We start from the raw sequence: 24,914 nt of genomic DNA, 5'->3' as shown, positions 1-24,914 counted from the left end.
GAATGAGTATCAGTACATGGTTGAATTAAATACAGGGGAGATTGTTGAACGAATTCGTACGTTATTCGCGCAAGGAAAACAGTTTGTTTTTTGGTATGACGCAAATGCGGATTTCGCAGATAATATCGGAGAAATCACTGCACAATTGACTCAAACGACAATTGAAATGCTTCCGGGTGAACAATTTAAGACTAAGTTAGAGGTTTTGAGTCTTGAGAAGAATGGGGAAGCTGCATTAATATATTCGCCTGCAAAAAAGCCTGGCTTATCACAAAATTTAATGGCCGATGTAGAACGCTACTCGGTTGAATTTACAGCGGACGCAACTGTAATGCTTCGTGAAGAATTAGGACTGGAAGAGAAACACCAAGAGTTTGTTGTGGACAACATGAAGTTCTTCGGAAATAAGGAGCGCATTAATAAATTTAAGGCGTTAACTAAAGACCGAAAAATTAACAATCCAGTTATTGTTATTTTAGCCGCTCTTGCAAAGGCTAACGGCATTTCATCTCTGGACATTCTTAAGTCGGTTATTCAAACGGACTTAGAAGATAATCAAGCGTTGAATGAGTTTAAAAAATTCAATGTTTATGATCAGTTTTGGCAAGGAATGAGTAGCCAATTTGGTTATTTTTCTTCAGAGCCGAAGTTGAAAGAATTGTTAAGTGGTATGCTTGTTATTACGGCATTCGATCAAATGGAACTGGATCTTCCTTCCCAAGTAAATGTTTATCAATCGTTTGCGAAGACTAATGTTATAGCTGCAGTTTCGCAATTGATGAATATGGCTAATTTCACGTCTCGTATGAAACAAATTGCCGATGAAGTCTGGCAATTTATTAACGGAGAATCGGTTTTTAAAAACGTTGAGATGAATGATTTGATTAAATCTGATGTATTTAGAAATTTTGATTTAAAAATCATGGATTGGGCTGCTACTAGTTTAGTGAACTCAGAACTTCAGCCTAATGGGGTTGATTTACGTTTCTTGACTCATGAACGACAGGATACGATGTATGCGAATGAGTACGAATCGGCGTACAAGATGATTCGAAAGGCGATACCAGTATTAGCTGGTAAAGCGTTTGGTGATTACGAAAACGTAGAAAAATTTGCAGAAGCGTATGTGGATACAAAAAACGGGCTTGCTAATATCGATACATCATATCGTAAGTTTGTTGACTATCGTTGGACGTTAGATTCTGAATTGTTTGACTCGTTTGATACGCTTGCACAACGTGTAGAACAAAGCTATTTAAATGGCTTTTTGAACCCGATGATTAAGCGCTGGTCTGATGTGTATGATATTAAGTCCATTGAATCACAAAAATTGCAGAGAAATTTCTATCGAAACAAGGTTGCTTCAAGCAAAAATCCAGTTGTCGTAATTGTTTCTGATGCATTGAGGTTTGAGTCAGGACAAGATTTAGCGAAGTTTATTAATAGAGAAAATCAACTATCTGCTGAAGTTGATTATATGATTACCGGCGTGCCGTCGGTGACATACTTCGGTATGCCGTCATTACTTCCTCATGAAGAGCTGACGTATGATGCGTCGGTGCCTACGGTTTTGGTGGATGGTGTTAAAGCAACAGATTTGGCTTCAAGAGAGTTGGTTTTGCAAAAACGCAATGCTAAATCAATGACGATTGCTGCAGATAAGGTGATGAGTACCAAAACGGAAGACCTAAAGTCTGAATTCGTGGGCAAAGATGTTATTTACGTATATCACAACGGCATTGATGCAATTAGCGACAATGCAAAAACCGAACGTAAAACGTTCGAAGCGACTGCTCAGACTGTCAGCGAAATTCAATCAATTATCAAGCGGTTAAGAAGCGCAAATCGCACAAACTTTATTGTGACTGCGGATCATGGATTTATTTATCGTGATTCCGAACTGGACACCACAGATAAGATTGATCTTAAGCCAGCTAACTTTATGAAAAAAGCACCAAGATACGCCGTTTCGAAAGAAAAATTTGAACAGACGGGCGTTGATTCAGTGGCGATTAGTGATGTTTTGGACAATGACCAAGAGGAAATAGTGTACTATCCAACTTCCGCAAACGTCTTTATGTCGCAAGGGGCTGGTAAAAATTACGTTCACGGCGGTGTTTCGCCACAAGAAATGATTGTGCCGGTGATTGCTGTTCACTCAAAGCGTGGGGCAGATACATCTGAAACTGTGGAAGTTCAACTGAGTCCAGTCCCACACCGCATTACTTCTCGAACTATTATTGTCAGCTTTAACCAATTGCAACCAATTAGTTCCGACGTGAATGGCGCTACGTTTGAAGCGAAGTTTGTGGACCAAGCGGGTGACGTCATTTCTTCTACGGAAGTTATTAATGCGTTTAGTGATGACCAAAATCCAAGTAAGCGAATTATTAAGAAACGCTTTGTAATCGCGGACCAAGTGTATGATCAAACGCAAAGTTACTTCTTGATTGTCGAAAATGTTGAAAATAAGCAAGAAATAATTCGCGAAGAATTTACGATGGATCTTGCAATCACTGGAGGTTTCGATTTTGACTTTAGTTAATGATGACAACAACTTACACGATGACTTAGAGAGTTCAAATGACGACGTAGATATTACTGCCACTGAAGTTTTAGCCTCTGGGAGTGATAGTAATTTCGACTTGCTGGACAAGTTGGAAATTAACTTTCCTGGTCGTTTTGTTCGTAAGGATTTGACGCAGCGAATCAAAGAAGGCGCAAACGTGCCGTCTTATGTGTTGGAGTATCTGCTTGGTATGTATGCAAACTCATCGGATCCAGCAACTATCGAGCAAGGTGTAGAAAACGTCAAGAAAACACTAGCAAACAATTATGTTCGTCCAGACGAGGCGGAGAAAATTAAGTCAAAAATTCGAGAGAACGGTGCTTATACCGTAATTGATAAATTGACTGTTACTTTGAACACGCGATTAGATCGGTATGAGGCGGCGTTCAGTAATTTAGGCATTACGGGAGTGCCAGTGGATTCACGTTATCCTCAGGATTATGAGCGTTTGCTAGGCGGAGGTATCTGGGCGATTGTGCGACTAAGTTATTATCACGATGATATGGAAAGTGATAGCACAGCGCCATTCAATGTAGAAAAGCTTACTCCAATTCAAGTTGCCGGACTGGACATGTCTGAAGTTCGACAGGGAAGAGAAAAATTCACTACGGACGAGTGGATCGATTTGTTGCTTCGAACGATTGGGATGGAACCAACTCAATTTGAAAAGCGACAAAAGTGGTTATTCATTTCACGTCTAATTCCAATGGTGGAAAACAACTACAACTTCGTGGAACTGGGTCCTCGTGGAACCGGAAAGTCACACGTGTATAAAGAATTATCACCAAATTCTATTTTGGTTTCAGGTGGTCAAACGACTGTTGCAAACTTGTTTTATAACATGAGCCGCCACCAAGTAGGGCTGGTTGGAATGTGGGATACTGTCGCTTTCGACGAAGTAGCGGGTATTACATTTAAAGATAAAGACGGCGTTCAAATTATGAAAGACTACATGGCATCGGGATCATTCGCACGAGGCAAGGATGAAATTCAAGCAAGTGCGTCAATGGTGTTTGTTGGAAATATCAACCAAAGTGTAGATGTTGTTATGCGGACATCACATTTGTTTGATCCATTCCCCGATGTAATGGCCAACGATTCGGCATTTTTGGACCGAATTCATAATTACTTGCCTGGCTGGGAAATTCCAAAGTATAAGCCTTCTTTTTTTACAAAGGGATATGGCTTCATCACTGATTATTTTGCGGAAGTGATGCGTGAGTTGCGTAAAATTTCATATGGTGATGCTTTCGAAGCGTACTTCAAACTAGGGAATCAATTGAATCAACGTGATACAATCGCGGTTCGTAAGACAGTGTCTGGAATGATCAAGCTTATCTATCCTCATGGAGAGTTTAGCAAGGAAGACGTTGAAGAAGTACTTCGATTCGCCATTGAAATGCGACGCCGTGTTAAGGAACAACTTAAGAAAATTGGTGGCATGGAGTTTTTCGATGTGAACTTAAGTTACATTGATAATGAAACGTTTGAAGAGAAGTTTGTCGCAGTACCTGAACAAGGATCTTCAACATTAATTCCTGTTGGAACTGAGAAGCCGGGGCATGTTTACTCAGTCGGTTATGATGCTGGAAACCGACTGAGTTTGTTTAAGATTGAGACTCAAATGACTGCGGGTAACGGCAAGTTTGCGACTACTGGTATTGGTGGTCACCGTGGCGCGAAGGAAAGTATGGATACAGCATATAAGTATCTGAAAGCAAATGCAGGCCAGGTTAGTGGTACTATCTCGTTGTCACAACATGACTTTATATTGAACGCTACCAACTTAAATAATGGCTTGATGACAGACCATTTGTCATTGGCGACGTACCTTGCTTTGATTTCAATTAGTCTCGCAAAGCCAACTGTTGATAGCCTTGTTGTTGTAGGAGATTTAACAATTGGCGGATCAGTAGTTAAGCCTGAGAATCTTGCTGATACGCTACAGGTTGCACGGGATAGCGGTGCAAAGAAAGTGTTACTACCAATGACCTCAGCTGCCGATTTTGGTACTGTCCCTAGCGATTTGCTAGGATCATTTACAATTATTTTCTATAATACGATTGAAGAAGCTGCTTTTAAGGCTTTGGGTGTTGAATAGTTACAACATATAGTGATTTTAATACAACTATTGGGTTGATTCGTTTGAATCAACCCTTTTTTGTCTGCATTTGCTCTATTAAAAAACTAAAATTTGAATGGTTTTATGATATATAATAAAGGTATCTATTAATAGGGCGGATGATGAAAATGACGGTGAAATCAGATAAACTTGTAATTCAAAATATTCCCTATTCCGAAAAAGGACTAAAAGGTTTAGAACGCATATCACCTGCCGACCGGCAGGTGGCGCTGGTGTCAAAACTGTAAACCCAGATTCTAGGAAAGGAGATGCCTAGTGTCCGTTTCGGATACTTTACAGCTAATGATTGGTTTTGGGACATTTGTCTTGATACTGGTTGGATTAGTTGTTGAGCTGATAAAAAACAGCAACAAAAAATGATCATCTTGCTTTAGCTGGGCTGATGATCATTAGATGAATTATTAACTTAGCCACCGTCGATACGGGTTTGCTAGGAGTCGTAGTTAGCGCTACGGCTCTTTTCTATGTCTTTATTATAGCATAGCTTTTTCTTTTGTCACAAATTTAATGTTTTGTTCGCTTGCTTAAACGAACGCTTGTTCGTATAATGAATTATACACAATTGTTTTTGGAGGTTGCTGATGGAAAACGCAATCACAACTGAATATGATTATAGCAAAGAAAATCGTGGCGTGTTTTTTTTAATTGATTCAAAAAGTTTCTATGCCAGTGTTGAGAATGTTGAGCGAGGCTTTAATCCACTAAAGGGCGATCTAGTTGTGATGTCTGAACAAGCAAACACGAATGGTGGTTTAGTCCTAGCGGCCTCACCAACAGCTAAGAAGGACTTAGGCATTAGTAATGTGATGCGCCAGCGTGATTTACCTGATGTGCATGGCTTATTTATCGCACACCCTAGGATGAATAATTATATTGCTGAAAACCTAAAAATCAATAATATTTATCGTCAATATACCGATGATATTAATTTGCTGCCGTACTCGATTGATGAGTCTATTTTAGACGTAACCCACTCTTGGCGGTTGTTTGGTAAAACTCCTGAGGAAGTCGCTTTTAAAATTCAAAAGCAAGTTAGAGCGGAAACAGGTGTCTATTTAACAGTTGGCATTGGTGACACGCCTGTGCTCGCAAAAATAGCCTTGGACATTGACGCAAAACATACAAAAAACCTGACGGGTATTTGGCACTATGAGGATGTGCCGACAAAATTGTGGCCAATTACGAAACTGGATGATGTCTGGAGTATTGGTTCCCGCACAGCACATAAACTTGAAGTGATGGGTATCCATTCAATGTACGATTTGGCGCATCAGGACCCTTATCAATTTAGAGCCAAAATGGGATTGGTTGGCGAGCAATTGTTTGCCTTATCTTGGGGCATTGATCGTACAGATATGGCTGGGGTGGTCGTGCCTAAAAGCAAATCATATAGTAATTCCCAGGTATTACCGCGTGATTATAAACGAAAAGAAGAGATTGAAATTGTTGTCCGTGAAATGGCAGATCAAGTGGCGACCAGGATTAGATCACATAAGAAACAAACTTGTTTGGTAAGCTTGTTTATCGGGTATTCTTTTGCCGAAAGTGAACGCCAGGGAAGTCATGGTTTTAGAAAGCAACAAAGGATTGATCCAACTAATGATACCCGCAAACTAATGGCAATTATGGTGGCTTTGTTTGAAAAGCATTGGCATGGTGAAGTGATTCGTAATATTGGGATTGATTATGGCGGCTTAATTGAGGACACTGGCGTACAGCTTGACCTCTTTGAACAACCAGAAAAATCAATTAAATCCAATAAGATTGATCAAGTTGTTGATGAAATTCGAAAACGGTTTGGCACCACAGCCCTGATGCGGGCAATGTCCAAAGAAAAAGGCGGTACGGCGATTAACCGTGCCAGCCTTGTTGGTGGTCATAACGGAGGTAACAGCTATGAGTGATGCAGAATTTAGTAAGATGATTAACAATTACTTTCAAAACGACTATCGCGTGCGTGGTAAGGTGAAGTGGAATGGCTATTTTCTGTCAGACCATACCTCAGCTTTAAAACGTGAAGCACAGGCAAAAAATGCCGTACCTGTTAAATTACCAATGATGTCCTTAACGGATTGTCAAAATATCTTACGTCATGCGGCAGCAAATTATGAATTTGTGACGGTACAACAAAATATTGAGGACACGGATGGCAATTTAGTGCCTAACACAACAGGTTTGGTTGATGGCTTTTCGGATTTAGGAGTGTATATTAATGAAACCTATATTGCCTTTGAAAACATTAGAGCGGTGGTGAAAGAAGAATGAATCAAATTGATGCTATCATTGTAGATATTAAAAAGATGTTTGCTAAACAGCCTAACACAATCTATGAGGTGAGGGTAGTTGATCAGATCTACTCAAAGAAGGTCAATATTTTCTTTGAATACTATAAAATTGGCAAAGCAACACACTCACAACAAATAGCTCGCTTAGACAGTGAGTACAGAGAACAGATACCTGAAATCATTACTAAAATTCGCAAAGAAACTGGGCTAACAGTTAACACTAATATTTAAAAGTGTTACTCAAAAGATGATATAATACACAAGTAAATGATACCAGTGGCATTTACAACGCGCTTAACCATTGGATACCGAATGATATAGTTCGGTAAAAGCTCTGATTATTCAGGGCTTTTTATTTTGTTATGAATTGTGATGACGCGGCCAATATATCATTAGTGATAATACAAGTGAAAGAATGAGAATAATTAGCACCAGCATCGCTAAGATACTTTTGATGCCAAAAACAATAGCCAGACTTATCAAAATAATAAGTGATAAATAAAAGTACCAATATGAAATGAAATGACCAACAAATAGGATACTCAAATACAGGATGGTGCCCATGATGTGGCCAAATAGCCAAAACAGAAACATTGCTAATAGACATAAACAAAAGATTAACATGCTAGGTTCCTCCTAATTAGAGAGTTGTGTGAGACAAAGTGAAAAAAGCTCCTTTGTCACTGAGGGATAATTCAATAGATTCTTAATACCAAAATGCGTTTGCGTATAAGCGCAGACCAGATAACCAAAATACCAGTCATGGCCTGATTCACTCAGACCATCTGGGTGGTCAACAAAAAGACGTTGCAGTCGCTTTAAAATACGCGGACCAAAAATAGCATCGTCAAAGATTGCTTGTGCTAAACCTGGGTAAATATATTGGCCATTGCTTTCTAAAATGGCTGATCCTTTAACATCAGTAGTGGTAGACAATGATTTAGTTGTGAGTTTTGACATGAGTTTTCTCCTTATGGGACAGGTGACCAGTATCAATCCAGCTACGCGTTGCTTTATAAGCGGACTGCTTGAAAGCCAAGCAAGCTAAGACATAAAAGCCAGCCAGGGTGAGCAAGACATACAGCATCGTGCCATTGATGACCATTAATAAAATATCCAAACTGATAATTGTTGCGGCAATAGTAGTGATAACTTTGGTAATTCGATTCATAGTAGTTCTCCTTCATTATGTACGCACCAGGCAGAAACTGTTTCCTGTCGGCCCTGCCTGTGATTGGTGTGTTATCTCGTTTTGACGAAGAACATAGGGACACAAGCAGCGCAGAATACAAGGGTGAGCGTAGCGAATTTACGAAGCCCTTGTATTCTGTGCTAGTGCTTGTTGCTGTGGTATCATCACCACAGCTTACAAGTCACTGGTTGTGGCACAATGTTTGACTCAAAGCGAAGTGGCACCCAAGATCTTGGCAGGACTAGCGTAGCGTGTTTGATCCCGCTTGCGGGTCTGGGGAACACGGCAAAAAATTTTACCGCTCATCATCTTCACGCGCAATCATAATCACACCGACTAGGTAATATAAAATATAGACCAGCATGGTAATTAGCATGAGAAGTTTAAAAACGAATACACCCATAAGCACACACTCCTATCTGTGATTAAAATTCCTCGTAGTCTGTTGTCTCTTGTTTGTATTCCGCACTGATTTCACGTAAATCTAAATCATCTGCCCCCAAAATCACTTTTTCGTCAAAATAGTGACGTTTACCAATTTCAACAGCTAGTGTCAGTTTCTGTTCATCTGTGAGTGTGTCAGGGACATTAACTGCCACTGTTTTAACCAATGTTTCCATATATTTAACGTTGACGGTTGCCATATTATTCCCCTTAAATTGTGGTTCTTAGGGTAACGTGTTTACCCTCAGCCAATTCTTCCATGATAAATGCGCTTAATCGCAGTGCTTCATCATCTGATAAAACAATTTCGCCAGAACTATTGCTTTGATTTTCGCTTACCAGTATTTCTGAGCCACCCATAGGTTGTTTATCAGACCATGAAAAGTAACGTATGGCTATATTTTCAATAACTTCATCATTCATTGTCATCTGTCTCCTGTTGGTTTTGCGTGTAATAGGTTAGTCCGTTTTCTTCAACTTGATTGAACATTTGGATAAAGTCCTTATCAAGGATGTTTTTCTTTTTGTTCAATTCAAATTGTGACCAAGTAAATTCCATTGCTTGATATTGACTTGGCGTAATACTGCTAGGCTTTACTTTGGTATCAAGGCAGAGCATAGCTTGGTAAAACAACTTTGGGCTTTCTTTTTGCAAAGCTTGCAAAGTGTTGAAAATGGTGTTGACTAATGAAACACTAACGTTTGCTTCAACCATTTCTTCAAAGCCTTTACTTAATTGCGCTTTATAGTGACTAGTTGGCACTTTGGTCTCATTGAACAAATAAGTCATATCAGCGATTGATTGTGCCATTTTGGCGATTGGTAATTTACTAAAATCATCATAGAATTGCTTTGTCATTATTTTTTCTCCAGTTCATCAACATTGACTAATTTAATATTGTTGCCGTATTGGGTGGCTAAAAAGGCAAACGTGGCTTTCAAAATATAATCTGTAGAACGATTAACGCCATAGATTTGTAAATAAATTGGGTAGCCATGCGTGAGAACAACTTGCTTATCAGTTGAGGCATAACGCACGGTATGACCGCTGTTGCGAATGAGTTGATAATAAACTTCCATAAGAAATAAACCTTTCCAAAAGAAATAAACCTTTCCAAAACTTTTTCCTATTGGCAATCGCTCCAATTGAGCTGGTTGCGTCGTGACGGGTAACAATTGGCATGATAACCAAAGAAACACAAGGATTGCGCAGCAACTTGCCACGTCCTTGTGTTTCTTTGTAGAGACTGTTTGGCGCTTGCGACTTACAGACTCTTTATCATGCGATTGTGAAAACGGCACAGAGCAAACAGAACAATTTGGTGCGATGCGAACGGAAGTGAGCCTTTTGAACCCCCAATTAACTTTACTGGTGTGGTATCAACCACGCCTGTCAAGTTAATGATCAGGGGGACTGGGGGAAGGGTCATGACTAAAAAATAGTCATGGCTTGTTTTATTGAGATATTGATTGAACAATAGCATCAAGAATTGTATCAATTGAAACAGTCGCTAGAATGTCTCCATAATCTTTGAAGTAAGTCCCGTTATGTCTCGCTAGACCATTACTAGCCACGGTTATTTCATCACCATTTTTTAGGGTTGCAATCATCACACCATTGGTAGTGATTAGCTTATTTACAATTTCAAATGGGTTAGTTTCTGTCATTTTGTTGCTCCTTGTCTGATTTTGGTGAGTGATAGTCTGGGTTGTTTAGCCACCAGGCATTCATGATTTTAAACAACTTTTTACGAATGGTTACTGCACTGGCTTTGGGGTTGCCACATACTAGTTCCGTCACATCATTATTAAAAACAAGATTGGATAATGGATATTCTGCAAACCGCAATGAGAAAAAATAGTCATAATCACCGTCATTGTAGTCATTACGATACGCTTGCAAGTGAATTGGTTTTAATTTTGAGTCACAATCACGCCAGCTCAATAATTCTGTAGTTATTGAAATATTTTGTTCAATCATCATATAGTCTGTTGTCAAACCTTGTTGAGGGCTATACCATGCCATAATGTCTCCTTTACATCCAATCGGGTCTTTCATCACCATCAATACTGCCGTGAATATGATTGACTAGACTTTCGTTTGTGACCGTGATGTTGTTGTCTGCCACGTAGCCAATTGTTAATCTATCGAATTTCTCATTTAGATGTTGATGGTGTACCCAATTGTTGTTGACGGGGTAATAAAGTCCTAGCTCGGATAACTCGTCTTCCAATCCCGACCAGACATTAGCCGTCAAATCATATTCATCATAGCCTTTAGCCTCATAAACAAGTTCTACGGCTTGGATAGCACCGCTAGGAATGAGTACCATTGCTGAATTTTGTAAGTAGGTCTCCATTCTAATAATTCTGATATTCATATTTCACCACCATTCTGTATAGTACAAATTTTCTGAATCACTGTTGTAAGTAAATTCTTTCTGAAGAAAATGCCGTGTGTCTCTCAACACTTCAAAATAATAGCCGTCATAGTCTGTACTACCAAAGAAAAACCCTGATGCCGTAGGTAACAACTCTAGTGCCAAAGCATGGCTTGCCAAAACCTGTTCAATATCACTCGTTAAAGCCTCTAAGTCATCACGAGTGATAGCAATCTTCAATTGGTCATTAGGGTCTAAGTCAAAGCGTCTTACAAACCAATCTCTAATTTGATTGGCTTTACGCCATGAGTGAATAATGACGGCTTTACCTGTTTGCTTGTTCTCTGTTTGTAAATACATATCTAAGCCCATAGTCTTGTCCTCCTGTTGGCCTGTTTTGTGACCAATTTATTCTTATTGCGTTGTGAACGGAGAAACTAAAACAAGCCAGGGCGGGTTTGCAAAGCTCGCGTAGCGACACGCAGGGCTTGGCCTTGCAAATTTAGCCCCAAATCTTTGGACTTTAGTCCTTAGATTTGCTTGACTTGTTAGAGTTTTGGTAGGCACAAAAGCAAGAATAGATGGTGCATAACAGCCAGCAGGCAGGAAAGCCATCACATTTAAACGGTTTGAAAATCGTTTGAATGTGATGGCTTTTTTTGAACCCCCAATTAACTTTACTGGTGTGGTATCAACCACGCCTGTCAAGTTAATGATTAGGGGGACTGGGGGAGGTTTGCTTAGTCTCAGGAAAAACCATTTACTTTTATGAGGTTATTTAAAAGGTTGATATATTGACCCTATATTAAACAAAAAGGGAGCTACAAAATGGCTAAAAAAACGATTGACCAACAAATCAAAGAAAAGCAAACACGTTTGGATGAACTAGATTTACAAGCAAAGGCAATTCAAGACGAAAAGCGGGCCATCAAAAAAGACATCAAACAACTTAATGACGCTCTTGTGGCTGAATTGGGACGGTCACTGTTAGCCAAAATGAACTTGAAAACAGATGATATTGACCAGGCATTTGCTGAATTGAATCACTTACCAATTGACAAACAAGTTGGAGGACAAGCTCATGGCGATCAGTAAAGAAGAACGTGCGCAGCTAAAATTATTACCAATTCGTGGCTATTGCGATTGGAAGGGTATTCCATACACGACGGACACTCCCACTGAGTTACGTATGGTTGATCATGACAGTTTGGTGGTTAGGACAAAATTAAACCGCTTTGTCTGGAACTCAACTGGGGTTAAAGGCGATTTGGTTGATTTCATTCATTACTACGAATTAGGTAAATCAGATGGTGACAGTAAAGGTGCCGCTATTAAAAATCAACTGGCTTACGCACGCTTTGTCAAAGGTGAAAATATTGATGTCTCTAAACTGTACGAAGACAACACACCGCGTTACAAGTTTGATTATGACAAGGTCTTCAAAACTCAAGAAACAAACGTAGCCAAAGATTATTTAGTTAATCAACGCAAGCTCAATCCACAGTTCGTTGACAATTTATTGAAAAGTGGCGCAGTTGTACAAGGTAGCCGTTACCGTGAAGGTGATAAGTTGCATCAAAACCCTGTCATCTTTCCCTGGAAGGATGTGAATGGCAAAATTGTTGGCGCTGATCGTCAAGGGACTGAACAAGACTTTGAACATTACAAAAAGCGTGGCACATCCAAAAAAATCTTTGCTGGCAGTGATACCTCAACGGGTTATAACCTCTCATTTGGATCAGGTGACAAAACATTGATTTTATTTGAAAGCCCAATTGATTTATTGAGTTATGCGCAACAAAATCATCAAGACATGGTGAAAAGTAACGCCACGCTATTGTCTGTGTCTGGCACTGATGCTAAGCGTGGCTTGCAATATTTGAATGATGCGGTTGCGGCTAAGCAAGCCAAATTTAATAAGATCATTGTGGCTTTTGATAATGATGTCGCAGGATTTAAAGCCGCAGATTACTTTGATCGATTTAGCTTTAAAAATCCAATTACTGGTGAAGCAATTGAAGCAGAACGTCATATTCCCTTACAAGGCAAAGATTGGAACGAACAACTGAAAGCAGGTGTTACAGGCCGTCGTGTCATGAGTATGACGGATAATGCTAATCGCCTAGATGCCTTAGAAAAACTTGCTGTGCAAGAGACACAAACAGGCAAACCTGATTATGTGGATGTCAAAATGAGCACCATTCAACCTGTTAAGCCAACTGTTGAGGAACAAACACCTAAAAAGGGTAAAGAACGCCGTTCCAAAGCTGATCGTCGTAAGGAAAATGCTTTAAAAAATAAGCAGATTATTCAAGAGGCAATGGGAAAGGTGGCTAAGTACCAACAAGATCCCGCTGAACTTAAAAAGCTCCTTGACTTTACCGCGACTGGCTTAAATTATTCGGCTCGTAATTCAATGTTGATTCAACTACAAAATCCAAAAGCCACCTTGTTAAAAGGCTACAAACAATGGTCTGCTGATGGCATCCAAGTTAATAAGGGGGAAAAGGGCATCAAAATATTTGGCGCCCCAACAAACTTGAAAACCATTATTGATAGCAATGGTGAAAAGATACGTTGGTCTGATGCGACACCTGAACAAAAGCAATTAGCCAATAACAATCAATTGGAAGTCCGCAGTGTAAAACATTATCCAGTCGAAACCGTATTTGATGTTCGTCAAACCAATGCCACAGCTGAGCAATTGCCAAGTTTGTTACCGAATCGTCCAATTGACTTAGCCACTGATAAAAGTCCAAAACATTTGGATGCGGCCTATAAAACATTATTAAAGTTCGCCGACAAGCTTAAAGTGCCCGTCATTGACCAAGGTTTAGACGAACAAATTGCCAAACGACCAATGACCTGGCAAGGACAAGCAAAAGGGGCCTTTGTTCAATCAAAAACCAATAAGGATGAAAAATATATCCTGTTGCGCAGTGATCTTACCCCAACCGATAAAATCCACACCTTAGCACACGAAATAGCGCACGCACAACTTCATTCTTTGCAGAGTCAAAATAATTGGCCCACAGCCATTAAAGAAACGCAGGCAGAGTTATCCAGCTATGTGATTACTAAAAACCTAGGCATTGAGCCTGGTGAGAAAAGCGTTGATTATATTGCGGGTTGGTCAAAGAACCTAAAGGCGCTAGAGGGTCGAAATACTGGCAAAATCATTAGTCAAGCACTCAAAGCTAGTACCGATGTTACTCAGTATTTATCGGATAACTTGAGCAACGGTGAAGTCCGTCAACCAAAAACAACAAAATTGCTTAAGCCTGATAAGTTAGCGGTTGTTGAACAAAACTATCAGGCCATTAATCAAACAAGTACACGACACATGTAAAAGGAGCAAACACATGTCACAAGAAAACATTCAAGAAGTTACAGGCTTTATCACAGGCATTACAAAGTCTGCGGAAGTTAATATTTTATCCTTCCAGGAAAAGGGTCAACCAGGTGCAATTGCTTTGACAATTGAAACTAGACACTACCACGAATTATTCCCAGCAGGCGATCCAATTTTAGGCATTGAAATGGTGGCCGTATTACAACAAGTTGGCAAGAAATTACAAGTGGTGTCAATTTATGATCCCGAAGGTGATTTTATTGCCGCTGATGAAGTGCCAGAACTTGGCCAATTGAATCATCAATTAGATGATGCCAAAAACACTGATGTCTACACAAGTTTAATTGCTGACCGTCAAAAAGCAGTTGATCACATTGATGCGGGTACAAGCGAATTAGAAGAATTGGCCAGAGAACATGATGCTGCCAATCAAGTTCCTGAAAGCAATACGAATTATGGTGATCCCGTCACCGACCAAGGAGGGAATGAATGATTGAATTAAAACAAAACAATACCACGCCTTACCTTGATCGCTATACAACAGACATTAGTGCCAAAGTGATGTCTGATCCAGAAAAGTATCATGCCTACGAACGTGAAAGTATTACGCGTCGTATCATGGTCTCCTTGATGAAACAGATTCAAAATGCGCCTTTATTAGTTGGGCTACCTGGCGTTGGTAAAACAGCCATTGTGGAAGACCTGGCACGTCAATTGTTAAGTACCTCAGTTTCTTCCCTCAAAGCCAAGCACTTAGTTCAAATTAGTTTGGCCAACTTAATGAAAAGTAGCGATGGTGAGTCATTTGCTCATAAATTCCAAGCCATCATTGATGAATTGATTGCCAATAAAGATACAGTGATTGCCTTTATTGATGAAATTCATCAAATTGTTGGCACTGGTGCTGAAACATCAGGCAGTTCATTGGATGCGGGTAATATTATCAAACCAGCTCTGAGTCGTGATGATCTCCAAATTATTGGAGCAACGACTACGAAAGAATTTCACGAATATGTGGCGCGTGATGGCGCACTGATGCGGCGATTTGATTTGATTGAAGTGCCAGAACTGAGCTTTGAACAAACGAAGCGTGTTTTGTCTAAAGTCGCCTTACAACTAAATAACGGTATTGAAGTGACAGAAACAGTACAAGACAGAATTATGGCACTATCACAACGCTATATCACTGACCGTTACTTTCCTGAAAAGGCAATTATGTTGCTAGATGGTGCGTTAAGTGTCGCACGATTAGCTAATAAATCTAGTTTAGAAGACACAGATGTTGCCACAATCATCCATGATGATTATCATGTGCCTGAATATGTCATTCATCAGACGTCTGATGAACGATTATTAAACCTGTTACCAAGACTAAAAAGCCAGGTGATTGGTCAAGACACAGCCTTAGAAAAAGTTGCGATGAAACTGACTAATCGTGAGGCAGGTCTGGCCGATACCTCAAAGCCTGAGTCATTTCTCTTTATGGGGCCAACTGGTGTTGGTAAGACTGAGACCGCCAAACAACTAGCGCTAAATCTATTTGGTAACGCTCAAAACTTTATTCGCTTTGATATGTCTGAGTTTAAGTTTGCAGGGACTAGCCTAGAAAGATTTAAAGATCAACTCACAACTAGAGTCAGGCACACGCCTTATGCCGTATTGTTGTTGGATGAAATTGAAAAGGCTGATCCAGAAGTCATGGATTTACTTTTGCAGGTCTTAGATGATGGTCGTTTGAGTGATGAATATGGTCGGGTCATTAACTTTAAAGACTTAATCGTTGTCATGACAACCAACTCAGGGGCCACAGCAGTGATGAATCGTGATGCCAAATCAGATGCTGTTAAAGAAGACAAAAAGCGTCAAGCAAATTTTGAAGAACAACTCGAAATTGCCTTGCAAAGTGATGGTTACCGTCCTGAGTTTATCGCAAGAATTGGTGCCATTATTGTCTTTGATGTCTTAAAGATGGCGGATATGGTGCGAATTGTTGAACTAAAATTGTCCCGACTCAATCAAAAAGCACAAACTAGTGGCTTCAATATTGTTTTTGACACACAAGAAGTAGCGCGTTATATTCCATCTTTTGACCTGGGCTTTGAGTATCTGAACGGTACACAGGAAGTCAGTTCACCAATTGCCAACTACATCGCAGACGTTGGTTATAAACCATCTCGTGGTGTCAGACCAATTGATGACACAATTGCCACGTATGTGAGTGATCCAGTGTCTGCCGCAATTATCCAAAAGCGACAAGGATTAGGGCAAGACTTTGACACTTTCATCTTTAGAGCCATTGGCAACCCGCCATCTTTAACAAGTCCTTACGGAGAGTGGCAAGTTGTGGTTTCCACAGTTAAGGAGGCAACAGACAATGAAGCTATTTAAAAAAGATTACCGAGCTGAAAGACAATTTATGCGCGAGAGTTACATTCGTTGGCGTGGTCGTCCCTGGTTCTTATGGTTGTATGGCATTACAGCAACTATTGGAGTGATATTCATATCGCTTTACGTCACGATTATTGTTGACTTGTTGATAAGAGTAGTTGGCCCATATATTCAAGCCTTCAAGTTCTATATGCAAAGTGGTGTTGCTCAATGGCCTGAATTCAACGATGTCATGAACATGACCGCCACGGTGCTCAATCCACTCAATATTTTCACTATTCTGTCCCGACTAACTTTAGTGACAAGCATTGTACTAATCCTTTGCTTGTTACTCCTACTTAAAAAATATGTCTTCCAACGCATCTATGACTGGTATCAATTGTTTAGAGACCAAACGCGTAATACTAACCGTTTTGCGGAAGTCCGTGAAGTCGATAAGGTTTATAAATTGATTCCTGATCGCAATAAGAATTTTAAGGGTCGCCCAGGACAACCAGTGCTGCACACACAAGGATACACCTTCGAATTCTTTATGATTCATCCGTTCCTGTGGGCGTGGCAATGGTTTAAGCGGCCACTAGGTATGAATTCACTAGAATTTAGCGGGGTGTACAAAAAAATACGTCCCGTTTTACTGGAACGTTTGCCAAAGTTATTTGAAAAGCAACTGAATGTTCACGGCGGTTTTGATGGTTTTTATTGGGTGGATACCAGTAACACACATTCAAAGACCACTGGGATGACGCGTTCTTCAAAAGACCAAATGCGAGGCTACACCCTAATTGACATCATTCGTCGTGCCGAAATCAAATGGAACATTATTGATACTGATGCCAAAAACGAAGATGCCAAAATGAGTTACAAGTCATTACGCACAGCAGGTTATGACGTGAAATTACTCAATATCATGGAGCCAAGTGAGTCTGAGTCCTGGAATCCACTTGAAATTGCGATTGATTATGCCTTTGATGGTGACTGGGACAGTGCCAATACGGAATTGCGTAAGGTCGTGCAGGTTATTGGTGGTTCCAGTGGTGAAGAAAGTAGCCACAAAGATATTTGGGATAGTGCCGCTGAAAGTACCATCCAGGCAGTCATGCTCACGGTATTAGATATTGCTGTACGTCACCAGGACAAATCAATGGTGACCATATCAAACGTTTTGCAGTTCATCAATGATATGAACAAGTTCACGGACAAGGAAGGTGATGGCTTAACTAAGTACATTACTAACATTGGTAAACTACCGCGAACACCAGCGCGCAATATGATTATTCTAAACGCCGCTGAGTACCTATCTGCCACAGGGGATACAAAATCATCAATTTCTTTCTCAGTTATGAATCGTTTGAATTTGTTTGCCTCAGAGTCAATCACTCGTCTGACAACCTTTAACACTATCAATTTGACCGACTTAGGGTTTCCAAGAATGCTAAAGATTAAGTTCTCTGACCGCTATAAAGGCGTTCATGTGAGCATTCATGTTTATGAATCAGGTAAAAAGCATGCAATAGAAAAGGACAAGCTAACCGTGTCCCAATCAGGCACGCTAACTTATCCGATTCATAACCATTTACCCGTCTCATGGCAAATTGAGTTGTCACTCGATAATGACGGCAATTCAATTGTGATGCGTAAACAAAAGTTTACATTGACTGGTAAGATTGTACAACGAAAATTACTCAATGGCAAGATTAAGCGGGACTTGTTTTCTAAGCAGCCTGTCATCCAATGCCTGGTTGATCAGATTAAACCACAAGGCACTACTGAGACACCAGGTGTTACCTTGCGTTACTCAGAAAATCCAATGGCAGTCTTCATCATCACGCCACAATCTAACGATGATTTCTCTGCTTTGGCCAGCTTGTTTATCTCACAAGTCTTCTCGGTTAACACCGATATTGCTTCAACGATTACCCGCAGGAAAATGGACAGTTGGATCCTTTATAAGCTCAATGAGTTTTCTATGTTCCCACGTATTCCAGGTTTTACCAATATTCTAACGCGTGGTTTAACCTACGGGCATTTGGTTGATTTGTATATTCAAACCTTAACACAACCACGATTGCATTATTCTGAAATGGAAACCAATGACATCAATGGTAACACGGGTAACTGGTTCCACATTTTAACTAATGATGAGCCAACTAATGAAGCCTTATCCAAACAATTAGGTGAGGTCGAAGTCCAAACTGAATCAGTCAATTCACAGATTGGGTTAGATCGTCAAGATCGTGGTAACCGTCATGCACAAGTTAGCAAGGTTCGGCTGTTAGATGCCAAAGAAATTAGTGAATTGAGTCCGCGTGAGATGATTACCATCCGTACGATCAAACGTGCGGATAAGAAGGGAAGATCAGTTAGACCTTTGCCAATTTTCTCTACGGGTGCTTACCGAATGCCGTTTGCCTACGAATTATTGGGTAAGCAGTATTCACTTGATTACTATACAGCCGATTTGAACATCAAAGCGCAGCATAACGATTTGAAATATGATGACCTCTATCATGACTTTGTGCCTTACTTTGATGAGCTAGATCAACAAGTTCAACTAGAAATTGAGGAAGAAGGCGCAGGTGGCAATCAAATTGATAATCGTCAACTCAACACGTTAGCTGATGATGAAATCAACAACATTTTGGCCAAAGCGCATCAAGGTATCGAAACAGCGACAGTGCAAACACAACAAGAACTCTCTGATGAGGAACGTTACTTGCAGTGGAAACATGACTTTAACCCTGATGAACCATTTATGACCGAAGAACAACTAGACAATGTTGAGCTACGTCAAATTGTAGAGAAATCCATCAAAATGAGGATACCACGCTCAAATAAAACGGAAGAACAAAACAGTGCCGTTGCTTACTTAAATCGTGGCAAATATCTGACACTTTCTGGCAACAATAATAACGGTAAAGTTCTACGATTACTAAACAACGAACCCGCATACATGTGGGAAATATATAAGAAGCTTAACGCTGCAACAACTCAAGGAGAAGTCGAATGACAAATCTATTCTCGGGCATCAATACATTAGCGGAAAGTTTACCAACTTTACCTAATAATGGCCCAACAGCCGATTTTTACAACCAATGGTCGCAATACCTATCACCATTGCCACATATTTTCTTAACGCTGATCATGTTATTCATGCACAGCATTGCATTGATTTTCTATTACATTGCGAATGCAGTCTTTACGGCTTATCAGTCATCTTTCAAACTGTTAGACTTTATGAATATCTTTTTTGAGCCAAATAGCGATGTTTATCAAAATTGGAATTTAGGTAATATTCTTAAAGACTTTCTGTACCTGGGTTTTGTTATATTTGGCATCATGATGATGGTGCAGTGGATACAATATACCGCTACTTCTGGTCGCAAGGGTAGGGAGTGGCCTAAGGGAATCACCATTACAGTTGCCGTAATCACGGCTTTACCCTGGGCGATTGGATTGATGAGTGGTATTGGGACAGCCACGGTCAATGATACGTCAGGTACAAAAGAAAAAAACATTGTCACACAATTATGGCAAGGTAACTCTACAAATTTGCGTACATTAGCCTCAAATAACTTTGACCTGAATAAATATAAAGTCTACTTGAGTAACCATCCAATTACTGGAGAAAAAATTGAAGGTTCGGATTTCCACTCAGTAATGAGTGATGCTGGTTACACCGACGGTTTAAGTGACGCTCAAAAGTCTGTATTTACCAAAAAAATTGGTGGCAATGGCAACATGGTTGATATTACCGGTGACTCACTTGTTCTGGGTAAGACATTTGCGGATGATTATCCAGTGATGAAAACAAATTGGTTAGGCATCATTGGTGGTGAAATAGTCTTTATTATCGTTGTAGCTGGTGCGATTGTGCGTTTGCTGTCCTCAGTCTATAAAATGGCTTTTATGGCAGGATCCATTGTTTACTTTGGACTAAGAGATGGCACACAAGGTAAACGGGTACAGCAAGTTCTGGGAATGATTGAGGGACAAATAACAGGTATTGTCATGATGCCAATTTCATTAATTTTCTTCTTTGCCTGGGTAGAATTTGCCTTTAATACCATTAATGGTTTAGGTCTAGATATGTGGCCATTTACAATTTTGTCGATTGCCGCTCTGTTAGCTGGTGGTAAAGGACTCGCAGGTGGCTTTGAAATGATTGAGCAATGGACTGGTGTTCGCTCAGGTCATAATCCTGTTGCTTCAATGATGTTAGCCAATCAAGCTGCACACATGGTAGGTGGCGCCACAAGGGTTGCCAAGAAAAATATTGGCAAGGGTCTCAACGCAATTTCACCAGAACAGAAAAAGAAGAATCGTGAACTAGGTAAGAAGATTGCCAACTCAGGTGGCAATCAAGGCTTAGATAATAGTAAAGCACTGACTGATCATAGCTTAAATGATACTGGTGTCGATGCATCCGCACAAGCCACAGGTAAGGCGGCAAAGGCGGCTGAGGTAGCAGGACGTACAGTCGGAGCAATGAAACATCCAGGTAGTTTATTGAAAAACACTGGTCGTGCGGCTGGTGATAAAGTTAAAGGTGGCGTGAATAAAGCCGTTGGCAATGTCAAAGATTATGCTGGTGGTGTCGCCGACAACTTTGCAGGAGGACAACAAGCGGTTGAAGCCTTTAACAAACGTCATTCACCTGTAACACCAAAATCAAACAACGGTGATACACCATCTTCTTCTCAACCACATAATGTGCATGAAGCACTTTCAAAGGCTGCCACAGATTCACCTAATTCTCATCCAAAGGATACAGCAAATAAGTCTCAATCTAACATGAGCCACGCTATGTCTGATGCACATCGTGGCTTATCTACTAGAACTAATTCACCCAAGTCTAGCACTGCTAATTCAACTAAGCCAATTGTGAGTGGTGGAACAGTTGTTCAACCTAAGGGAGTTGGTGCAACACCAGCAACCATGTCACGTCCAAACACCCCACGTTTGAGCGGTACATTGCCTGGTAGAAAGACAGTGACTCAACCACTGACACCTGTTCAACAAAAAGAAAAGGATCGCGCATGGGCTGAGAGTGTTATTGCAAAACAAAAAGCTAAAATGCAGAATCAACAAAACGTATCAAGTAAAGAAGACAAGTGAAACTTTTAATTTGTAGGCTAATACGATAAAATTAACAGTAGTTGATTTTAGGGAGTATACTGATGGAGAAAATTAAGCAAAATAAAATTTGGATCACGATTTTGGTAATTGGAATCATTGTTATCGGAATTTTGTTGGCTATGTTGCATCAACAAAAACAAAACAGTCCTGAGGCACAATCATCAAGTTACGTGTCAAGTGCTAAGGCTTCATCCGCCTCAACCTCAGTTCAAGACAAGAACAATGAAAAAGTGTATGCAAAAAAAGCCGCTTCGATGAAGGGACATGTTTTGATAATGGGTGAAAATCAAGTATATTTCACTACGTGGACAGCTAAAGAGTTTAAGAATTGGGCTAGCCATTATCTTGCGCTATCTGAGTCCGAAAGACACAAAGATGGTGTTAAAGAAAGTTTTGGCACCCCAGTGAACATTGAAAACAGTGATACTAATATGTTATATCCCCTCGATAATTGGGCCAAACAAATCGAATCTAATGGCACACCTTCTGATTACTTCTCCACAGTTAAGGCATATAACAAACAATATCCAGGAGTTAATCCTGATGATATAAAGAAATAGATAAAAAGCCGTGATTTAATAAGTAATCACGGCTTTTGTTTTGTTCTAAACTATTTTGATTGATTTAAGACTTGTTCTAATACTAGATCTACAAAGGCACTTGATGAGCGGAATCCTTGTTTGGTAGCCAACTTCTCAATGCCTTGTTTTATCTCAGGGCGAATGGTGTAAGTCGTTTGTATTTTACGACTACTATGATTTGAAGAAGGTAACTTAAACCCGTCACCTAACGATACCTCTGATTGTGGCTCGTCTCGACTAAAGGCATCTGCCATTTGTTTTTGAGCGCTGGCTTCATCAAACATACGGGGGTCTTTTTTATCGTAATCCATTATTTCACACTTTCTAATAGCTTTTGATAAGCATCATTAATTTGCTGCAAGGTTTTAGGGTTGCGCTTTGCTTGGTCTAAATCAAACACTGGGGTTTTAAGCATCGTTGAACTATTAAACACTTCACGCTCATTTAAGACAGCGACAAGGTTCTCAATTTGGTCAATAATTTGGCCAAACTCATGACTTGAACGGGTATTGTGCTTCACACGATTAGCAAGGTACAAGACTTTCGCTTCAATCAGTGATTCGCGTGTTCTAATATCTACTGCATCATCTCGGAACTCTTTCATCCGCAGGTCAAATTGTTGTTTTGATTGAATAAAGCCATATTCAGAGGGTTCTAGTGGCACGACAACGTAATCAGACACGGCAATCATATTCTTCGTTAACGTCCCAAACTCTGGATGGGTGTCAATTAGAATATAGTCATAATCTTTGATTTCCTCAAGGTGATCTTGAAGCCACATCATCATCAAAAAGTTTTTATTATTCTTTGATTGTAATGTACCTTCTAATTCGTCTAAATGAGGGCTAGCAGGTAACAAACCTAATTGTGGGGTAATGTGTCTAATTTGGGCTAAACCGCCTGTAAAGACGTCATATAGCGTATTTTTATTAGTATAGCTTTCATAGGTAGAGGACAAGTTACCTTGGTAGTCTGAATCAATTAACAAGACCTTGTAGCCTTGTCGGATCAAAAAACTAGCGAAGTTGAATGTCATCGTTGTTTTACCAACGCCACCTTTAGATGCTGAAAATGTGATTGTTTTACTCATGATGAAGCTCCTTAGTTATTTTATCTGTCAAAACGAAATAACGATGAAACCATCAATCCAGGCATGTAAAACTTGCTTACATATATATTATATCATACGTATAACATGTATATCAATATACTATACTTTAAGTATAAGTAAAGGTATGTTTATGTTATAAGATGAATATATACACAGATATCAATATCGTATATAGATTGGATACACAAAAATTTAACAAACAAATCATTGTCTCCTGTTCGTGCAGGGGGCTTTTTCTCTGCCTTAGGAAAAACCATTTACCTTTATGACATTTTTTCGATACCTTGTACACTGACCACAGATTGAACTTCAATCCAGGCAAAAATAACTTGTTAAAGGAGAAATTATATGTATGAACACTTTACCCCTGGACGCAATATTTGGAAGAAAGTATCTCGGTGGATGTTTTTCACGATGGAACGAATCTTTGTCCTAGTCATTGTTTTTGGTATTACTTACCTGATGATTAAATCATTCTATCCCTACAATATTGGCAAGTATGGGCTGATTCTAATTATCAGTAATGCTTTACTAGCTGGCTATTTGATTTTACCGAGTCCAAGTAACCCAATGGGTCTCATGTATCAAGAAATCCTACGTGGCATCTTAAAGTCCAGCAAGCACGCCACAGGTGATCTAACTGCGATTACTGAAAACAAGAAACGAGAGGAAAAATAATGGGAATAAAAGCTAAACAAGCACAAAAGGGAAAGGGTTTAACAGTTGTCAAACAAGCACTTGATAATCGCAAACCAATTCCAATCTACTTTGCTTTACCTTATAAAGACATTTTGAATAAAAAAGGGCATCCAATTTTATTGGCAGATGATACATACGCTGACATGCTCAATTTACCTGGAAAAGATTTGGATTTCCTGAATGCTGAAGGCGATAAGAGTTCCAACGCCATTATCGCTGACTTTCACCAGTTGCTATCAGTTTACGTGGAGGACTTTGATATTTTCGTTAGTCAACTACCCGCTGACACGCGAATCAGCAAGCTTCATGGGGGCAAGAGTTAGTGAGAGTGGAAAGCCAATTGAATAGTGTTGACCTAGATGATCGTCATTATCAACAATTGTTAATGATGCGCCAAACCATTTTGCAAGAAATTAATATTGAAAAAAATGTGGTCGGTGACATTAAACATCAAGAATATACCGCTGTGATCTATGGCAAGACGTTAGCTGCCTTAGATAAAAATCGCCGTGACTTTATGGCACACGCAGGCATGGCGTTTACACCTGAGCCAGTCTCAATTAATCGTAAAAAGATGGTCATGTACCAAATTAACAATCCTGGGGAAACCTTAGAACTGGAGGAAAAATAAGC

The 24,914-nt window shown here is 39.8% G+C and carries 28 protein-coding genes; 16 read left to right on the top strand and 12 right to left on the bottom strand.

All coding sequences use genetic code 11. The features are described from left to right. Positions 1–16: 16 nt before the first annotated feature. The 6 genes from pglZ to LKI_RS00655 all read left to right on the top strand — a co-directional run bounded on the left by pglZ (position 17) and on the right by LKI_RS00655 (position 7,228). On the top strand, positions 17–2,545 hold the full coding sequence (gene pglZ / locus LKI_RS00680; RefSeq protein ID WP_013102192.1) for a BREX-1 system phosphatase PglZ type A: 2,529 nt from the start codon (positions 17–19) through the stop codon (positions 2,543–2,545). A 52-nt stretch (positions 2,546–2,597) separates the two neighbouring features. Beyond that, positions 2,598–4,670 carry a protease Lon-related BREX system protein BrxL gene (gene brxL / locus LKI_RS00675; protein WP_176608530.1) on the top strand — a complete coding sequence of 691 codons (2,073 nt, stop codon included), beginning with the start codon at positions 2,598–2,600 and terminating at the stop codon, positions 4,668–4,670. A 297-nt stretch (positions 4,671–4,967) separates the two neighbouring features. Beyond that, entirely contained in the window at positions 4,968–5,072 is a 105-nt protein-coding gene (locus tag LKI_RS00670) for a putative holin-like toxin (protein WP_013102191.1), read from the top strand. 221 nt (positions 5,073–5,293) lie between these two features. Then, entirely contained in the window at positions 5,294–6,616 is a 1,323-nt protein-coding gene (locus LKI_RS00665; RefSeq protein ID WP_013102190.1) for a Y-family DNA polymerase, read from the top strand. Further along, positions 6,609–6,977 (top strand): hypothetical protein, encoded by a 369-nt coding sequence (locus LKI_RS00660; protein WP_013102189.1) that lies wholly within the window; start codon positions 6,609–6,611, stop codon positions 6,975–6,977. Before LKI_RS00665 ends, LKI_RS00660 begins: the two co-directional genes overlap by 8 nt. Continuing rightward, the gene (locus LKI_RS00655; RefSeq protein ID WP_013102188.1) at positions 6,974–7,228 is read left to right on the top strand and encodes a hypothetical protein; all 255 of its coding nucleotides are present in this window, start codon (positions 6,974–6,976) and stop codon (positions 7,226–7,228) included. The genes LKI_RS00660 and LKI_RS00655 overlap by 4 nt, the downstream gene beginning before the upstream one ends. Positions 7,229–7,633: 405 nt before the next feature. Here the strand turns inward: LKI_RS00655 and LKI_RS00645 are convergent, their stop codons facing one another. The 10 genes from LKI_RS00645 to LKI_RS00600 form a co-directional block, all read right to left on the bottom strand. Then, entirely contained in the window at positions 7,634–7,957 is a 324-nt protein-coding gene (locus LKI_RS00645) for a hypothetical protein (RefSeq protein WP_013102186.1), read from the bottom strand. Further along, the gene (locus LKI_RS00640) at positions 7,938–8,168 is read right to left on the bottom strand and encodes a hypothetical protein (RefSeq protein ID WP_013102185.1); all 231 of its coding nucleotides are present in this window, start codon (positions 8,166–8,168) and stop codon (positions 7,938–7,940) included. The genes LKI_RS00645 and LKI_RS00640 overlap by 20 nt, the downstream gene beginning before the upstream one ends. A 446-nt stretch (positions 8,169–8,614) precedes the next feature. Continuing rightward, positions 8,615–8,833, bottom strand: a complete 219-nt coding sequence (locus LKI_RS00635; RefSeq protein WP_013102184.1) for a hypothetical protein — start codon at positions 8,831–8,833, stop codon at positions 8,615–8,617. A gap of 10 nt (positions 8,834–8,843) precedes the next feature. Beyond that, a complete protein-coding gene (locus LKI_RS00630; RefSeq protein ID WP_013102183.1) occupies positions 8,844–9,056 on the bottom strand; it encodes a hypothetical protein in 213 nt (70 codons plus the stop codon). Further along, on the bottom strand, positions 9,049–9,492 hold the full coding sequence (locus LKI_RS00625; RefSeq protein ID WP_002814575.1) for a hypothetical protein: 444 nt from the start codon (positions 9,490–9,492) through the stop codon (positions 9,049–9,051). Before LKI_RS00625 ends, LKI_RS00630 begins: the two co-directional genes overlap by 8 nt. Beyond that, on the bottom strand, positions 9,492–9,713 hold the full coding sequence (locus LKI_RS00620; RefSeq protein ID WP_013102182.1) for a hypothetical protein: 222 nt from the start codon (positions 9,711–9,713) through the stop codon (positions 9,492–9,494). The genes LKI_RS00625 and LKI_RS00620 overlap by 1 nt, the downstream gene beginning before the upstream one ends. A gap of 375 nt (positions 9,714–10,088) precedes the next feature. Further along, positions 10,089–10,301: a hypothetical protein gene (locus LKI_RS00615; RefSeq protein ID WP_013102181.1), complete on the bottom strand. Its 213-nt coding sequence runs from the start codon at positions 10,299–10,301 to the stop codon at positions 10,089–10,091. Further along, positions 10,288–10,659 (bottom strand): hypothetical protein, encoded by a 372-nt coding sequence (locus LKI_RS00610; RefSeq protein WP_013102180.1) that lies wholly within the window; start codon positions 10,657–10,659, stop codon positions 10,288–10,290. The genes LKI_RS00615 and LKI_RS00610 overlap by 14 nt, the downstream gene beginning before the upstream one ends. Before the next feature lie 10 nt (positions 10,660–10,669). Next, entirely contained in the window at positions 10,670–11,014 is a 345-nt protein-coding gene (locus LKI_RS00605; RefSeq protein ID WP_013102179.1) for a hypothetical protein, read from the bottom strand. A gap of 3 nt (positions 11,015–11,017) precedes the next feature. Next, the gene (locus tag LKI_RS00600; RefSeq protein WP_010006596.1) at positions 11,018–11,386 is read right to left on the bottom strand and encodes a hypothetical protein; all 369 of its coding nucleotides are present in this window, start codon (positions 11,384–11,386) and stop codon (positions 11,018–11,020) included. Positions 11,387–11,842: 456 nt separating this feature from the next. Here LKI_RS00600 and LKI_RS00595 point away from each other — a divergent pair, with 456 nt between their 5' ends. The 7 genes from LKI_RS00595 to LKI_RS00565 all read left to right on the top strand — a co-directional run bounded on the left by LKI_RS00595 (position 11,843) and on the right by LKI_RS00565 (position 22,450). Next, entirely contained in the window at positions 11,843–12,109 is a 267-nt protein-coding gene (locus tag LKI_RS00595; RefSeq protein WP_013102178.1) for a hypothetical protein, read from the top strand. Further along, entirely contained in the window at positions 12,096–14,363 is a 2,268-nt protein-coding gene (locus LKI_RS00590; RefSeq protein ID WP_013102177.1) for an ArdC-like ssDNA-binding domain-containing protein, read from the top strand. The genes LKI_RS00595 and LKI_RS00590 overlap by 14 nt, the downstream gene beginning before the upstream one ends. A gap of 13 nt (positions 14,364–14,376) precedes the next feature. After that, complete coding sequence (locus LKI_RS00585; RefSeq protein WP_013102176.1) at positions 14,377–14,859, top strand: hypothetical protein; 483 nt, start codon at positions 14,377–14,379, stop codon at positions 14,857–14,859. Next, positions 14,856–16,754, top strand: a complete 1,899-nt coding sequence (locus LKI_RS00580; RefSeq protein WP_013102175.1) for an AAA family ATPase — start codon at positions 14,856–14,858, stop codon at positions 16,752–16,754. The genes LKI_RS00585 and LKI_RS00580 overlap by 4 nt, the downstream gene beginning before the upstream one ends. Further along, a complete protein-coding gene (locus tag LKI_RS00575) occupies positions 16,741–19,761 on the top strand; it encodes a type IV secretory system conjugative DNA transfer family protein (RefSeq protein WP_013102174.1) in 3,021 nt (1,006 codons plus the stop codon). Before LKI_RS00580 ends, LKI_RS00575 begins: the two co-directional genes overlap by 14 nt. Next, positions 19,758–21,869 carry a pLS20_p028 family conjugation system transmembrane protein gene (locus tag LKI_RS00570; RefSeq protein WP_013102173.1) on the top strand — a complete coding sequence of 704 codons (2,112 nt, stop codon included), beginning with the start codon at positions 19,758–19,760 and terminating at the stop codon, positions 21,867–21,869. The genes LKI_RS00575 and LKI_RS00570 overlap by 4 nt, the downstream gene beginning before the upstream one ends. Positions 21,870–21,931: 62 nt before the next feature. After that, complete coding sequence (locus LKI_RS00565) at positions 21,932–22,450, top strand: hypothetical protein (protein WP_013102172.1); 519 nt, start codon at positions 21,932–21,934, stop codon at positions 22,448–22,450. A gap of 50 nt (positions 22,451–22,500) precedes the next feature. On the opposite strand, the gene LKI_RS00560 is transcribed toward LKI_RS00565, so the two are convergent. Together LKI_RS00560 and LKI_RS00555 are read right to left on the bottom strand one after the other, a co-directional pair. Beyond that, positions 22,501–22,782: a hypothetical protein gene (locus tag LKI_RS00560; protein ID WP_004915935.1), complete on the bottom strand. Its 282-nt coding sequence runs from the start codon at positions 22,780–22,782 to the stop codon at positions 22,501–22,503. Beyond that, positions 22,782–23,561, bottom strand: coding sequence for a ParA family protein (locus LKI_RS00555; RefSeq protein ID WP_013102171.1), 780 nt, complete (start codon positions 23,559–23,561; stop codon positions 22,782–22,784). The genes LKI_RS00560 and LKI_RS00555 overlap by 1 nt, the downstream gene beginning before the upstream one ends. A gap of 369 nt (positions 23,562–23,930) precedes the next feature. Here LKI_RS00555 and LKI_RS00550 point away from each other — a divergent pair, with 369 nt between their 5' ends. Genes LKI_RS00550 through LKI_RS11100 form a run of 3 tightly spaced genes read left to right on the top strand, consistent with a single transcriptional unit; the run spans position 23,931 to position 24,912 of the window. Continuing rightward, entirely contained in the window at positions 23,931–24,260 is a 330-nt protein-coding gene (locus tag LKI_RS00550; protein ID WP_013102170.1) for a hypothetical protein, read from the top strand. Then, positions 24,260–24,604: a hypothetical protein gene (locus LKI_RS11105; protein WP_013102169.1), complete on the top strand. Its 345-nt coding sequence runs from the start codon at positions 24,260–24,262 to the stop codon at positions 24,602–24,604. Before LKI_RS00550 ends, LKI_RS11105 begins: the two co-directional genes overlap by 1 nt. After that, on the top strand, positions 24,604–24,912 hold the full coding sequence (locus LKI_RS11100; protein WP_242651974.1) for a hypothetical protein: 309 nt from the start codon (positions 24,604–24,606) through the stop codon (positions 24,910–24,912). Before LKI_RS11105 ends, LKI_RS11100 begins: the two co-directional genes overlap by 1 nt. The last annotated feature ends 2 nt before the right edge of the window (positions 24,913–24,914 follow it).

The sequence above is a fragment of the Leuconostoc kimchii IMSNU 11154 genome, assembly GCF_000092505.1.
In the GTDB taxonomy this organism is placed as follows: Bacteria; Bacillota; Bacilli; order Lactobacillales; family Lactobacillaceae; genus Leuconostoc; species Leuconostoc kimchii.
Note: the sequence above shows the minus strand (reverse complement) of the source record. Positions and strands in the feature narration are given on the sequence as shown.